We start from the raw sequence: 13,650 nt of genomic DNA, 5'->3' as shown, positions 1-13,650 counted from the left end.
ATGGCAATAAGTAAAACGAACAACCAATATAAACACTTGAGAGTTCGACAAAATTATTTACTTGGTTGTTATTGGATCGCACGCATATAAACGTGACGATTAATGTTTCAAACCTGAAACACACAAATAAGATACCTTTAGGTCGCACGGCAATAGACGGGCCAATGGCGGAATGTGTCGAGACGGGACCGGACTATTTCCGCCAGCGGTGTGCGGAAATACACTATGCGGTTTCCGCAACACATTGCACAAAGGTGTCACACGAGGCGGCTCTGACCTGGTGAACTAGTAATTGGGCGACGCGTCTGTGGCCTTGGAAGGACAGCGAACGACACGGGGAGCACATGTCGAATGTACGCGAACAGCGCGCGCCGCGAAGCCGCGACGGCACCTTTACCGGCGGCGGAGTACGGCAGGAAATGGCCCTCGCTATCTCGGCAGTGGCCGTCATTCTGCTTGGCGTCGCGGCCGGCCGATGCATGGCCGCCGATGCTGCGCCGCAGGCGAATGGTGTGAGCAATGGCCCATTCACCGCAGACGGCAGGAAGTGGACGCCGTGCGCGGCGGAGTACGGCACGTGCCGCTTCAACGGCACGCGCGACGTGCTGTATGGCACGCCGGAGCGACACGTCGTCAAAACGTTCTCGACCAGTGCGGAGTGCAATAACGGCGTATTCGGCGATCCTGCACCCGGGGTGGAGAAACGTTGCGCGATGGCACCGACGGTGGCGAGCAACGCGCCGGCGCCTGTCGCAAAGCCCGACGCAGCGCCGGGTGCGGCAATGCAATCTGCCGCGCCCACGAACCTGAAGGCGCCGCCCGGACAAGGGCTGCGTTGCTCGTCGCCTTCATCGCAAGTACCTGTTGCCGCGAATGGCGATCTGCTCGAAGCCGATACGCCCAGCGACGGCACGCGCCTGTTCGCCGTGAACAAACCGTTCGCGCTGGTTTTCGCCACGCGGCCGATGCAAGGCGACACGCTCAATTGGCAGATACGCGACACGTGGAATGCCGTGCGGGCCAGCGGACGCTTTCCCGTTGCGGCAGGTGCGACGCTGTCCACGTTGAGTTGCGCGTCCAGCGTGGCAGGCTACTTCGCGGTGTCCGCGTCGCTGGAACGCGCCCATGGTCAGCTCGATTCGCGCGGCACGCGCCCCGCGGGTATCGCGACATTCGGCGTGCTGCCCGATGCGTCCGCTGCGTTACCCGTCGTGCGTTTTCCGTATGAAGATCTGCACCGCTTCGGCGGACAGGGCGCGGCTTATCTTGCGCCGGGGCAACACTGCTGTGACGGCGACGGCTACCGGCCGGTCTATACCGCGCTCGGCCTCACATGGGTCAATGACAATCGCAACTGGTATATGGAGGAGCCGAAACAAGCGGGCACGTTCGAGCCCGCCAGCAAACAGCTCACGCCGTTCTTCCGGAGCGGCGACCTGCTACGGTTGATCCAGCTCGACGGCATTCCGCAGTGGGCGAGTCCCACGAAGACCGAGACGCACAGCTATGCGCCGAAATCGCTCGCGCAGATGAAGGACTACATGGCCAAGGTGGGCGCCGAGTCGAATCGCGTGCGCACGACTTACTTTCCCAAACAGCGCGACAACTACTATCAGGTGACGTGGGAACCGGACGCGGACGGCGGTCTGCCGTGGCGCGATACGGATGCGAATTTCATCGCCATGTATAAGGCCGTCTGGGAAGGCATCCATCAGACGGATCCGCATGCGGTGGTCATGGGTCCCACCTATTCGTCAGTGCAGGGTAATGTCACGTGGATGCGCAAGCTTGGCCCGCAAGGCATCGGCCGCTATATGGATGGCATGACGATTCACGGTTACTACGACATCGGTACCACGCCCTCGCACCCGCCCGAGCGCGTCGCGGATACCGGCAATCAGGGCACCGTGCCGGGCGCGCTGCCCTCCGCAATGCGCGCGCTGCGCCACGAAATGCGTCTGTACCTGAAGCCCGGCGCACCGCTCTTCGTGACCGAAACCGGCATCAGCTACGACATCGGGCAGTCCTATGGGAAGAACTATCCAGGCGCGAACGTGCTGTACGCACAGGCTGCGGTGACGGCGCGCACGCATCTGATTTTGCTCGGCGAAGGCGCCGACATGACCTACGTGTTCTATCTGGCGGATATGCCGGACGCCGCGCCCGGCTACGGGATTTTCTTCGAGCTCGATCATCCGAAGGGCACCTACGGTCCGGCCCGCATCAGCCCGAAACCCGCGGCGCTCGCGGTGGCGGCAATGACGCGGATCATAGACGGCACCGACACGCTCGGACCGCTCAAGGATCTGCCTAAAGACGTCTACGCCTACGCGTTCCGCCGGCTCGGCGGCGGCAAGATCGTGACCGCGCTATGGACGCACGACAACGACAAGTGGAACGCCCAAAGCGGCTTCGACGCGAGTCGCAGCGTGGACTACCGTCTGCGAGTCGATGCGCCGGGCACGGCCGGCGAAGTGACGGTGTTCGACATGATGGGCAACGCGACGAGCTTGCCGTACCGCGACGGCGTGGCTAACCTGAAACTCTCGCCCGCGCCGGTCTATGTCGTTTCCGGCAACGCCGACGTCTTCAAGGAGGCTGTCACCACGCCCGAGGGTTACGTGGCGCATTAGCGGCGCGATGTGCCGATACTTCGGCGTGATGGGACAGCCTCTGCGGCGACTGGCGCACATAGTATGCAAGCGGATGCACGTTAGCATGCCTACCAACACGCCGGAGCCGAGACATGAACGGCCTTGCATGGATGACGCTGATACTGGCCGCGTTGATCGGCGCGTTTCTCTTCGCGACGATCGGCGCGATTGTGCTCGCGCTTTTTCTGACGAGCGTCTCGGGCCGGCTCACGCGACACGATGATCACCATCGCGACTACTAGCTGATGACGCGTTCAACCGGCGCGAGAAACGCGGGAGATGACATGCTGCTGACCGAGATCGATTTCATGGACGTGGTCCGCCTCACGCCTCTGGTCGCGTTCGATCTGATCGTCAGCGATACGCAAGGGCGCGTGCTGGTCGGACGCCGCCGCAACCGCCCTGCCCGTGGCACCTGGTTCGTTCCCGGCGGCCGCATCCACAAAGACGAAACACTCGACGCCGCGTTTGCCCGCATCGCCGACGCCGAGCTGGGGGTCGCGAAACTGGCGCGCTCGACGGCGCGCTTCGAAGGCGTGTTCGAGCATCACTACAGCGACAATTTCGCGGGCGAGCCGGACGTGTCGACGCATTACATCGTGCTCGCCTATTCGCTCACGCTCCCGGGCACCGCGCCGCTCGGACGGCCCGAGCAGCACAGCGAATATCTCTGGCTTGCGGCTTCGGAACTGCTCGCGCGCGCGGACGTCCACGACAACACCAAAGCCTACTTCCTCTAACGCAGCCGCAGCCGTCGCACGAGGCTGAACCCGCGCCGGAGCGCGATTTGCGACGGACTGTGAGTTCGGCAACGTGCCGGTCATGGCCGCCGCAGTATGATGCGAGCTCACCGTCAGAGTTCGAATCACTATGCGATTATCGGCAAGCCCGCTCGTTCGCGATGCATTCTTTGCTTTTCTCGCGGTTCTCTTCTTCGCCTTCCTGCCGGGCGCGGCGCACGCGGTCGAGTGCGGCCCCGGCACACTGGTCACGGTAGTCGCGCACCTCGACGACGATCTGCTCTTCGTAGACCCCGCCATCAGCGAGCGTCTCGACGCGGGCTGGTGCATCACCACGGTGCATCTGATCGGCGGTGCCAACGGGGCGGATTTCGCGTACGTTCAAACCCGCGAGCGGGCCTCACGCCTCGCTTACGCGCGCATGGCCGGCGTGCCCGACGAGTGGCTCGAATCAAACGTTACGATTGCCGGCAAGCTCGTGCATCAGATGGTGCTGAAGGCCAGGCCGCAAGTGCGCCTGCTCGAACTTCGCCTGCCCGGCGGCGCCGTGCGCGGCGGCCGCGTACCGCTCGGCCTGTTGTGGGAACAACACGCCACGATCTCCACGTATCCGATGAACGCGGACGGCTCCGTGCGCGTGAAATACGATCGCGATTCCTTGTCGGCTACTTTAAAAGCGATGCTCGCGCCGGCGACGCTGATCTACACGCTCAATCCGGACACCGTGCCGTTTATCGAGCATCCCGATCATATCTATTCCGCGCGTATTACTCGCCACGTCGCGCAGACACTCGGCAAAGGCGTGCCGATCGTCTACCACGTCACCTATCCGACCGGCGGCTGGCCCGGTAATCTTCCCGCTGCCGAAGTGCAGCGCAAGCGCGACATCGTCGCCAGCTATTTTTCCATCGACGGCAGCGAGTCGTCCCACGTATTCGGCGAGTTTCAGTGGGACGGCAACTGGATTTCGCGCCGCTATGTGGTTGACGATCGCACCGATCGCCGCGTGCCTGATTTCGTGTCTCATCCGATCCAGCTGTTCAACGCGGCGGCGAGCCGCTGCCTGACTTCCGCGGGACCAGGCCGCGCGCCGGCGCTCGCCGCGTGCACGGACTCGTCCGCGCAGCAATGGCGATGGGATCCGCTGACAGTGTATCCCGGCAATACGCGCAACGCCGCGCTCGTGAGCGTCGCGACCTCGCAATGTATCGCCGAGCGCGACGGCTACCTGGTCGCGGAGACTTGCGATCAATGGGACGTGGCGCAAAGCTGGACGCCGTGGGACTTCGGCCTCGTCTATACGCCAATGCGGCATTGTCTCGGCGAAAACGACGGCAAGCTCACCATGCGGGGCTGCACCGCCCTCACCACGCGCTACCGCTGGGCCACCACGCAGCACACGCAGGCGAACGACCTGAGGCTCGCCGCGGCGATGGTCGGCGACATCGCCGGCTCGGGCGAACAGTCTGTGGTGTACGTGCAGCGGCAACACGACGGTCCGGGATTCAACGTGTATGCCGCGTCGCTCACCAAGGCGTCGGCGCCCGCGCTGTGGTACGCGAGCACCGTCCCCTTCGATCCCCTGGCGAGCGCGCCGAGTTGCGCCGGCGACAAACTGTGCTTCGACAGCGTGCGCTTCCTGCTCGGTGATTTCGACGGCGACGGCAAGGCGGATCTGATGATCGTCGCGGCGCGCCAGGGCGGGACCGCGTTCTGGTTGCTTCGCAGTACCGGCGAATCGTTCGAGACTCCACGCCTCTGGCTGCAGACGAGCAACGCGTTCAGGGCGGAACTGACGCAGCAATATGTGGCGGCGAACTTTACCGGCACCGGACGAGCCAGCGTGCTAATCGCGCAGAAGCGACCCGACAGCGGGCTCGATCTATGGATGACATCTGCGCAAGGATCGGGCATCTCAATGGGATCGGCGCCGGTGCTCTGGGCGCAGGCCAGAAATCTGCCGCAGAACGTCAATTTGCTGACACGCGAAACGGCCGGCTCGCGCGCATCACTGGTCGCGGTCGAGGGCGCCGACGGACGCCTCGCGATCACGCCGATCGCCAACGAGGGCACGCGCATGAGCGTCGGCGAGCGCAACGTGTTGCCGGCGACTTTTGCCCCCGGCTTCGTGAAAGTGACAATGGGCGCCGTGCATGGCCGCGACGGCAACACGCTGATTCTGCTGACGCCGCATCTGGACGAATCGAGCGAAGAAGCCATGATCAACGTCGCCACGCTCGACCTGAGCGGCGCGGCGAGCGCGCCGGCCCAGGCGGCGACATTGCACGGCATGTCGTGGTCGGACGTGTTTCCGGAATTCGTGCGTGACAAACGGGGGGCGGCACTCGTGCTGTTTCGCCGGACCGACGCGACCCTCGGCGATTTCTATTTCACCGGCGGCGCGCCGTCAATCACGCGCTATCCATCCGGGAACGGCCTGGCGCTGGGCGAAGCTCAGGAACTCGGCAAACTGCCGGGGCTTTTCTCGGAGACGGTGCGAATCGACCGGCTCGCGCAGTAACGTTACGCAAGACGGCCGGTCCGATCGACCTCAGGCCGAAACCTGCAGCGGGTGAACAAACTTCCGCGCGATCGTCATGTAACGATCCGCGGTGTCGTGCAGCGTGTAGCCGGCCAGCTGCCGGTTCGCGCGCGGCGTGTCGAGCGCGTGCAACAACGCGCGGCCGTAGGCTTCGGCGTCGGTCGTATCGACCAGGCTGACGCCGGCGAACGCGCTCGCAAAACCGAACGAGGGAATCCGGCTCGCCACGACTGGAATGCCCGACGCAAGCGCCTCGAGAAAACCAATGCTCTGTGCTTCGAAACGCGACGGCATCGCGAAGACCCGCGAGGCGCGCAGAATCGCGGCGACGTCGGAACGCGGCCCGCCCACCGTCACCCTGTTTTCCAGGCCGAGCTGACGAACCAGCGACAGCACCGCCCGGTGATAGTCGAGATCTTCGACGACGCCGCACAACAGCAGACGCGCCTCCGGCTCCGATTGCAGCACGCGTTCGAATGCGCGGATCGTGTCCAGCTGGCTCTTGCCTTCGATATAGCGGCCGAGCTGGACGATCTGCTTCGGGTGCATGCCGATGTCCGGCGCGGCGACATCGTTGCCTTCCGAGAACAATTGCGCATCCACGCCATTCGGAATCACGACCATGGAGGGATGCCGGCCAATCTCCCGAAGGTAGTCGTCGATATTCTGCTGCGACACGCCGATGATGGCTCTCGCCCGCCGTGAGAGCAGGCGTTCGGCCCGCTTGAGCGCGCCGTTCTCGAAATCGTTGACGCCGGAATGCATGACCCACGCAATCGGCGTATGGACCGGCAGAAGGCGCACGTACAGCGCGGCAAGCGTGGCATGAGCGACGATGAAATCGGGCCGGAACCGTCGCACCACGCGATACAGGTGCAGCAGCTTTCCCACCCTGCCGTAGCGAACCTCGGGAAACAGACACGTGACGCCGGCTGCCTGAAGTTCTGCATGAATGGCGGCGAAATCGTCCTGCTCCGGAAGCAGCGATGTCATGCAGACCTCATGGCCACCGCGCTGATGATGAATGGCCAATCCCTTTACGAGTACTTCTGCGCCGGACAGACGCGGTGCATGAACCAGTTGAAGAATTCTCACGATTTATCTCTCTGGATAACCGCCCTTTTGCGCAGCGGAGGGATGCCGCCCCCGTTATTGCAGACCCCAAATAACGTCGGCATCCAACATCGTATGGCGCGTTCCTTCTTAACGTCCTCAGCTACGCCAGCGATCACCTCCGAGCTGAATAAATAGGCGTTTCCCTAGCGCCCATTTCTGAGTCGATTAGCCGCGCCAGATAGTTAGGCATCCATTTCAAATAAATAAGACCCCAATTCTTCATGGCGGAAAAATACTGGTTTCGCCTGACGGATATTTTCGTGCGATCAAAGCAATTAGTACTGCATTAATGTTCATACGTAACGACTCGTTACTTCTTTTAAGCATACTAATGCGTATCGTTGCGGTCGATTCTTCCCAAATCGGCTTGTCTAGCTTGCAGGACAGTAAAAAATTCATTGGCCCAGCCATGAATTCACGTACTGCGATCTGAATCGCGCTGTTCCTCAACACGCTGGCCGTTTTCGTCGTACCTTCCCCGGTCGTCCGATTCCGCCAAATCCGCTCGTGTCAGCGGTGGGTTTCGTATGACGAACGTTTCTCCGCAGAGAAGCGCTTCGGGGCCGGCATCCCGGGAAGGCATCACCCTCGCGCAGCCGCGAAGCTGCGCACTCAGGACGCCAGTGTCGAAGCCTCGGTCATCGGCTGGCTTGCAAATGAACCCCGCTGTTCACCCGACCTCCCAACGCGCTTTGCGCGAGGACGTCGACCCATGATCAGCTAACGCATTGCTTACAGATTGATGAAATCACAACTACTCCTTCTTTCGACACTCTCCCTGGCACTCGCCGGATGCGGCGGTGGCGGCGGCAGTAACGGCGCCGCCAGCACCGCGGCAGCCCAAGCCGGCACCGCCGGCCCAAACAGTTCGGCCAGCACGTCCGCCGCTGGCAACGCCAGCACCGGCACCGCTGCGCTGAACGCCGCAGGCAACACCGCGGCCATGAGCTGCGCCTCGCCCACCACGTCGGGCGGCTCGGGCAGCGCAACGATCTCCGCCGATACGCCAAGCGCCGACAACACGCGCATCTTCGCGTCCGGCAGCACCTTCCAGCTCGTCTTCAACACCAACGCGCCGAGCGCGGACACGCTGAACTGGGCCGTCACGGACACGCTCGGCCGTGTCGCCGCAAGCGGCAGCACCGCCGTGCCGAGCGGCGCGAAGACCATCACGTTCAATTGCACCTCGACGCTCGCCGGCTATTTCGCGGCGACGGGCACGCTCGCGAAGAACGGCGGTCAGTTGCCGCAAGCCGGCACGCGTCCGGTCGGCATCGCGAGCTTCGGTGTGACGGCGAACCTGTCCGGCGCTCTCCACCATGGAACCGAACGGCCCGAACACGTTCAACCCGTCGGCCAATAATCTCGATTCGTTCTACAAGAGCGGCAACGTGATGCGTCTGATCCGCCTCGACGGCATTCCCGCCTGGGCGAGCAGCACCGGCGCGTTCCAGGACGACATGACGCTGCCGACCGATATTTCGTACTGCCAGAGCTATATGAGCCGTGTCGGCACGGAATCGAACGCGATTCGCGCCGCGTACTTCCCGACCCAATCGGCGAACTACTATCAGGTGACGTGGGAACCGGACGCCGACGGCGGTCTGCCATGGCGCGACACCGACGCGAATTTCATCGCCATGTACAAGGCGGAACATGGGACGGCACTCGTGCTGTTTCGCCGGACCGACGCGACCCTCGGCGATTTCTATTTCACCGGCGGCGCGCCGTCAATCACGCGCTATCCATCCGGGAACGGCCTGGCGCTGGGCGAAGCTCAGGAACTCGGCAAACTGCCGGGGCTTTTCTCGGAGACGGTGCGAATCGACCGGCTCGCGCAGTAACGTTACGCAAGACGGCCGGTCCGATCGACCTCAGGCCGAAACCTGCAGCGGGTGAACAAACTTCCGCGCGATCGTCATGTAACGATCCGCGGTGTCGTGCAGCGTGTAGCCGGCCAGCTGCCGGTTCGCGCGCGGCGTGTCGAGCGCGTGCAACAACGCGCGGCCGTAGGCTTCGGCGTCGGTCGTATCGACCAGGCTGACGCCGGCGAACGCGCTCGCAAAACCGAACGAGGGAATCCGGCTCGCCACGACTGGAATGCCCGACGCAAGCGCCTCGAGAAAACCAATGCTCTGTGCTTCGAAACGCGACGGCATCGCGAAGACCCGCGAGGCGCGCAGAATCGCGGCGACGTCGGAACGCGGCCCGCCCACCGTCACCCTGTTTTCCAGGCCGAGCTGACGAACCAGCGACAGCACCGCCCGGTGATAGTCGAGATCTTCGACGACGCCGCACAACAGCAGACGCGCCTCCGGCTCCGATTGCAGCACGCGTTCGAATGCGCGGATCGTGTCCAGCTGGCTCTTGCCTTCGATATAGCGGCCGAGCTGGACGATCTGCTTCGGGTGCATGCCGATGTCCGGCGCGGCGACATCGTTGCCTTCCGAGAACAATTGCGCATCCACGCCATTCGGAATCACGACCATGGAGGGATGCCGGCCAATCTCCCGAAGGTAGTCGTCGATATTCTGCTGCGACACGCCGATGATGGCTCTCGCCCGCCGTGAGAGCAGGCGTTCGGCCCGCTTGAGCGCGCCGTTCTCGAAATCGTTGACGCCGGAATGCATGACCCACGCAATCGGCGTATGGACCGGCAGAAGGCGCACGTACAGCGCGGCAAGCGTGGCATGAGCGACGATGAAATCCGGCCGGAACCGCCGCACCACGCGATACAGGTGCAGCAGCTTTCCCACCCTGCCGTAGCGAACCTCGGGAAACAGACACGTGACGCCGGCCGCCTGAAGTTCCGCGTGAATGGCGGCGAAATCCTCCTGCTCCGGGAGCAGCGATGTCATGCAGACCTCATGGCCGCCGCGCTGATGATGAATGGCCAATCCCTTTACGAGTACTTCCGCCCCGGACAAACGCGGTGCATGAACCAGTTGAAGAATCCTCACGATCTATCTCTCTGGATAACCGCCTTTTTGCGCAGCGGAGGGATGCCGCCCCCGTTATTGCAGACGCAAAATAACGCCGGCATCCAACATCGTGGTTGGCGCGTTCCGCTTTTCGGAGCGCATCAATGCTTTCGTAAAACAGCGACAGTTCCGCTGCGAAGTCCATGTCGCGAAGAAACCTTACACCCAAGGTCCAGCACTTTTACGCCAACCCTAAGAGCTTTTCGGCTGACCAATGAGCGCTAACGCCCATTTCTCAGTCGATTGATCTCGCCGGATAGTTAGGCATCCGTTTCAAATTTTTACGACCCTAATTCGATGTGGCGGATAAATACTAGTCTTGCCTGACAGATATGTTCGTACGAACAAAGCAATTAGTACTGCATCAATGTTCATACGTAACGACTCGTTACGTCTTTTAAGCATACTAATGCGTATCGTTGCGGTCGATTCTTCCCAAACTGAGCTGTTCCAGCCTACGGACAGTAAAAAATTCGTCCGCTCGCGCGGTGACTTCACGTGCTGCGATCTGAATCGCGCACTCCTCAATAGGCTGGCCGTTTTCGTCGTACTTTCCCCGGTCGTCCGATTCCGCCAAAACCCGCTCATGTCAGCGGTGCGGTTTCGTATGACAAACGCTTCTTGCACAGAAGCGCTTCGGAGCCGGCATCCCGGGAAGGCATCACCCTCGCGCAGTCACGACGCTGCGCACTCAGGACGCCAGTGTCGAAGCCTCGGTCATCGGCTGGCTTGCAAATGAACCCCGCTGTTCGCTCGACCTCCCCAACGCGCTTTGCGCGAGGACGTAGACGCACGATCAGCTAACGCATTGCTTACAGATTGATGAAATCACGACTACTCCTACTCTCGACACTCTCTCTCGCGCTCGCCGGATGCGGCGGCGGTGGCGGCGGCAGTAACGGCGCCGCCAGCACCGCGGCAGCCCAGTCCGGCGGCACCAGCGGTTCAAGCAGTTCCGCCAGCACCTCCGCCGCCGGCAACGCCAGCACCGGCACCGCTGCATTGAGCGCCACGGGCGCCACCGCGGCGATGAGCTGCGCCTCGCCGACCACGTCGGGCGGCTCGGGCAGCGCAACGATCTCGGCCGATACGCCGAGCGCCGACGGCACGCGCATCTTCGCGTCCGGCAGCACCTTCCAGCTCGTCTTCAACACCAACGCGCCGAGCGCGGACACGCTGAACTGGGCCGTCACCGACACGCTCGGCCGCGTCGCCGCGAGCGGCAGCACCGCCGTGCCGAGCGGCGCGAAAACCATCACGTTCGATTGCACCTCGACACTCGCCGGCTATTTCGCGGCGACGGGCACGCTGGCCAAGAACGGCGGACAGTTGCCGCAAGCCGGCACGCGTCCGGTCGGCATCGCCAGCTTCGGCGTGACGCCGAACCTGTCCGGCGTCGTTCCGGCCGTGACGTATGCGCGCCAGGAGCAGCATCGCTTCGGCATGCAGGGCGCGAACGACAACGGTCCGCTGCTCGCCGCGCTGGGCATTTCGTCGACCATCGACGATCGCCAGCTATCCAGCACGGAACCGAACGGACCGAACACGTTCAACCCGTCGGCGAATAATCTCGACTCGTTCTACAAGAGCGGCAACGTGATGCGCCTGATCCGCCTCGACGGCATTCCCGCGTGGGCGAGCAGCACCGGCGCCTTCCAGGACGACACGAGGCTGCCGACCGACATGTCGTACTACCAGAGCTATATGAGCCGTGTCGGCACGGAATCGAACGCGATTCGCGCCGCGTACTTCCCGACCCAGTCGGCGAACTACTATCAGGTGACGTGGGAACCGAACCAGATGTGGACCGACACTGACGCCAACTTTGTCGCGTTGTACCAGGCGGCCTACCAGGGCATTCATTCGACCGACCCGCACGCGATGGTGATGGGCCCGGCCGATGCATTTCCGAGCCTGACCACTTCGCACCTGAAGCGCCTCGCGTCGCTCGGCTTCGGCCAATACATCGACGCGGTCGCCACGCATGGTTACTACGACGCGGGCACGTCGCCGTCGCATCCGCCTGAGCGCTACGACAGCGACCCGTCCACCGCCGACGGTTCATTGCGCGGCCAGATGCGCAACCTGCGCGCGGAAATGGCCAGCGACTATCGGACCGGCATGCATCTGTTCTCGACGGAAGCGGGCATCAGCTACGACCTCGGCACGTCGTACGGTCCGAACTATCCGACCGCGAACGTGTTGTACGCACAAGCGGCGGTCGCGGCGCGCATGCACATCATCACGCTCGGCGAAGGCGCGGATCAGACCTACGTGTTCTACGGCGCGGACTATCCGGACGAAGTCGGCTACGGCACCTTCTTTGACCTGAGCGATGCGCAAGGCGCGTACGGCGCGACCAATATCAGTCCGAAGCCGGTCGCCATGGCGATCAGCGCGATGACGCACACGCTCGATGGCACCACCACACTCGGTCCGGTGAACGGCACGCCCACCGGCGTCTACGCCTACGCGTTCCAGCAAGTGGGCAACGGCGCGGTCGTCACCGCCTTGTGGGCGCACAACAATAACGTGTGGAGCGCGAGCGCGGGCTTCAGCTCGACCTATAGCGTTGCGTACAGCCTCAACGTCGACGCGCCGGGCACGAGCGGCACCGTGAAGGTGGTGGACATGATGGGCAACGCAACCAATGCGAACTACAGCAATGGTGTGCTGACGCTCAACCTGACCGAATCGCCGGTGTATGTGGTGTCGAACAATGCGTCGGTCGCCAAGGCCAACGCGACGACGCCGGTGGGTTACGCCGCTATGTAAGGCGCGCGTTTGACAGACCCGGATTCGGGTACTCGGCGGACATGAAAACGTCAGCCGGCTCATGGGCCGGCTGACGTTCTTTTTTTGACCGTTCGAAACAGGCACCGCAAGGCCGGTATCGAAAACGAGCCACGATGTCGCAGGATCGCACCAATACCTTGAGATTTGTCTTATAGCTAAGCAAGTTTGGGCTGCCTACAATCCACTATTCCTTTTAACGGTCGATAGGCCAGTAATCTCAGCGGGCGAGGTAAGACGTGAGCAACACCTACCAGATGAACTACAGAAATCCGATCGCTGAAAGCTGGAATCACAACATTCCCCTCCCCACACCTGAAGCAGCCGAAGACGTATCGTCGATGCTCGAACGGTTGAAAGCCGAATCGAATTCGCTGGAGTCGTATTTCACCGAACTCGAGAGCGAACTCAAGCGCGTCCATCTCAAGCGAAAGATTGTGGGCAAAAAACTGGGCGTGCTCTCGGAACTCGTCAAGGATGTCGACGCGCTGCATGCGGAGCCCGCAGTAGCGGAGCAGACCGTGGCTGCCGTGCCCGAGAGGGCGGCCGCTGCCGACGCCGTTTCGCGACGCTCGCGCAAGAAACAGATATTCGCCGTCGCGTCGATTATTCTCGTGTCGCTGGCAATTGCTTTCATCGCACTGGAAAAAACCGGCCAGATTTCTTGCGTGACTTGCGCGCCAGCCAGGCTGCTGGGCCTGATGTAAGTTTCGCTGCGACCCAAGCCAGGCAAGCGCCCTGAAAACAGAAACCCCAACATAAAGTGCTAAAACAGGCGCACACTAGCGTATTGCTCGTATGTAGAGCAAAAACCGCCAATTGGG

13 protein-coding genes are annotated in these 13,650 nt (G+C 62.5%); 9 read left to right on the top strand and 4 right to left on the bottom strand.

The features are described 5' to 3' along the window. Nucleotides 1-344: 344 nt before the first annotated feature. The 4 genes from B0G81_RS28595 (at nt 345) to B0G81_RS28585 (ending at nt 5,915) form a co-directional block, all read left to right on the top strand. Nucleotides 345-2,633, top strand: coding sequence for a hypothetical protein (locus B0G81_RS28595; protein WP_134139890.1), 2,289 nt, complete (start codon nt 345-347; stop codon nt 2,631-2,633). A 113-nt stretch (nt 2,634-2,746) separates the two neighbouring features. Beyond that, nucleotides 2,747-2,896 (top strand): hypothetical protein, encoded by a 150-nt coding sequence (locus tag B0G81_RS43850; protein ID WP_166679073.1) that lies wholly within the window; start codon nt 2,747-2,749, stop codon nt 2,894-2,896. A gap of 45 nt (nt 2,897-2,941) precedes the next feature. Further along, nucleotides 2,942-3,394, top strand: a complete 453-nt coding sequence (locus B0G81_RS28590) for a GDP-mannose mannosyl hydrolase (RefSeq protein ID WP_134143226.1) — start codon at nt 2,942-2,944, stop codon at nt 3,392-3,394. 130 nt (nt 3,395-3,524) lie between these two features. Continuing rightward, nucleotides 3,525-5,915 (top strand): PIG-L family deacetylase, encoded by a 2,391-nt coding sequence (locus B0G81_RS28585; RefSeq protein WP_134139886.1) that lies wholly within the window; start codon nt 3,525-3,527, stop codon nt 5,913-5,915. Nucleotides 5,916-5,945: 30 nt separating this feature from the next. On the opposite strand, the gene B0G81_RS28580 is transcribed toward B0G81_RS28585, so the two are convergent. Then, complete coding sequence (locus tag B0G81_RS28580) at nt 5,946-7,031, bottom strand: glycosyltransferase family 4 protein (RefSeq protein ID WP_134139884.1); 1,086 nt, start codon at nt 7,029-7,031, stop codon at nt 5,946-5,948. On the opposite strand from B0G81_RS28580, the gene B0G81_RS43845 reads away from it, so the two are divergent. Continuing rightward, entirely contained in the window at nt 6,939-7,187 is a 249-nt protein-coding gene (locus tag B0G81_RS43845; RefSeq protein ID WP_166678905.1) for a hypothetical protein, read from the top strand. The two genes, B0G81_RS28580 and B0G81_RS43845, sit on opposite strands and share 93 nt — an antisense overlap. Before the next feature lie 597 nt (nt 7,188-7,784). Here B0G81_RS43845 and B0G81_RS44835 read toward each other — a convergent pair. Beyond that, complete coding sequence (locus B0G81_RS44835) at nt 7,785-7,997, bottom strand: hypothetical protein (protein ID WP_243856611.1); 213 nt, start codon at nt 7,995-7,997, stop codon at nt 7,785-7,787. Here B0G81_RS44835 and B0G81_RS44830 point away from each other — a divergent pair. Next, nucleotides 7,996-8,415: a hypothetical protein gene (locus tag B0G81_RS44830; RefSeq protein WP_243856609.1), complete on the top strand. Its 420-nt coding sequence runs from the start codon at nt 7,996-7,998 to the stop codon at nt 8,413-8,415. The genes B0G81_RS44835 and B0G81_RS44830 overlap by 2 nt on opposite strands. After that, nucleotides 8,372-8,896, top strand: coding sequence for a hypothetical protein (locus B0G81_RS44825; protein ID WP_243856608.1), 525 nt, complete (start codon nt 8,372-8,374; stop codon nt 8,894-8,896). Before B0G81_RS44830 ends, B0G81_RS44825 begins: the two co-directional genes overlap by 44 nt. Before the next feature lie 30 nt (nt 8,897-8,926). Here B0G81_RS44825 and B0G81_RS28570 read toward each other — a convergent pair whose 3' ends face one another. Together B0G81_RS28570 and B0G81_RS44820 are read right to left on the bottom strand one after the other, a co-directional pair. After that, nucleotides 8,927-10,012 (bottom strand): glycosyltransferase family 4 protein, encoded by a 1,086-nt coding sequence (locus B0G81_RS28570; RefSeq protein WP_134139881.1) that lies wholly within the window; start codon nt 10,010-10,012, stop codon nt 8,927-8,929. Nucleotides 10,013-10,845: 833 nt separating this feature from the next. Continuing rightward, nucleotides 10,846-11,292 (bottom strand): hypothetical protein, encoded by a 447-nt coding sequence (locus tag B0G81_RS44820; protein ID WP_243856607.1) that lies wholly within the window; start codon nt 11,290-11,292, stop codon nt 10,846-10,848. Here B0G81_RS44820 and B0G81_RS28565 point away from each other — a divergent pair. Together B0G81_RS28565 and B0G81_RS28560 are read left to right on the top strand one after the other, a co-directional pair. Next, nucleotides 11,267-12,808, top strand: a complete 1,542-nt coding sequence (locus tag B0G81_RS28565) for a hypothetical protein (RefSeq protein WP_243856605.1) — start codon at nt 11,267-11,269, stop codon at nt 12,806-12,808. The two genes, B0G81_RS44820 and B0G81_RS28565, sit on opposite strands and share 26 nt — an antisense overlap. Before the next feature lie 257 nt (nt 12,809-13,065). After that, nucleotides 13,066-13,533, top strand: coding sequence for a hypothetical protein (locus B0G81_RS28560; protein WP_134139877.1), 468 nt, complete (start codon nt 13,066-13,068; stop codon nt 13,531-13,533). The last annotated feature ends 117 nt before the right edge of the window (nt 13,534-13,650 follow it).

It is taken from the genome of Paraburkholderia sp. BL6665CI2N2 (genome assembly GCF_004366535.1).
GTDB lineage: Bacteria > Pseudomonadota > Gammaproteobacteria > Burkholderiales > Burkholderiaceae > Paraburkholderia.
The sequence above is the reverse complement of the archived record's forward strand: the minus strand, read 5'-3'. Positions and strand labels throughout refer to the sequence as shown.

What these genes read in the sequence shown, in the direction of transcription:
- B0G81_RS43845 (WP_166678905.1), top strand. Translation starts at nt 6,939, where the DNA reads ATGGCCACCGCGCTGATGATGAATGGCCAATCCCTTTACGAGTACTTC.
- B0G81_RS44835 (WP_243856611.1), bottom strand. Translation starts at nt 7,997, where the DNA reads ATGGCCGCGGTGTTGCCTGCGGCGTTCAGCGCAGCGGTGCCGGTGCTG.
- B0G81_RS43850 (WP_166679073.1), top strand. Translation starts at nt 2,747, where the DNA reads ATGAACGGCCTTGCATGGATGACGCTGATACTGGCCGCGTTGATCGGC.
- B0G81_RS44825 (WP_243856608.1), top strand. Translation starts at nt 8,372, where the DNA reads ATGGAACCGAACGGCCCGAACACGTTCAACCCGTCGGCCAATAATCTC.
- B0G81_RS28595 (WP_134139890.1), top strand. Translation starts at nt 345, where the DNA reads ATGTCGAATGTACGCGAACAGCGCGCGCCGCGAAGCCGCGACGGCACC.
- B0G81_RS28585 (WP_134139886.1), top strand. Translation starts at nt 3,525, where the DNA reads ATGCGATTATCGGCAAGCCCGCTCGTTCGCGATGCATTCTTTGCTTTT.
- B0G81_RS44830 (WP_243856609.1), top strand. Translation starts at nt 7,996, where the DNA reads ATGAGCTGCGCCTCGCCCACCACGTCGGGCGGCTCGGGCAGCGCAACG.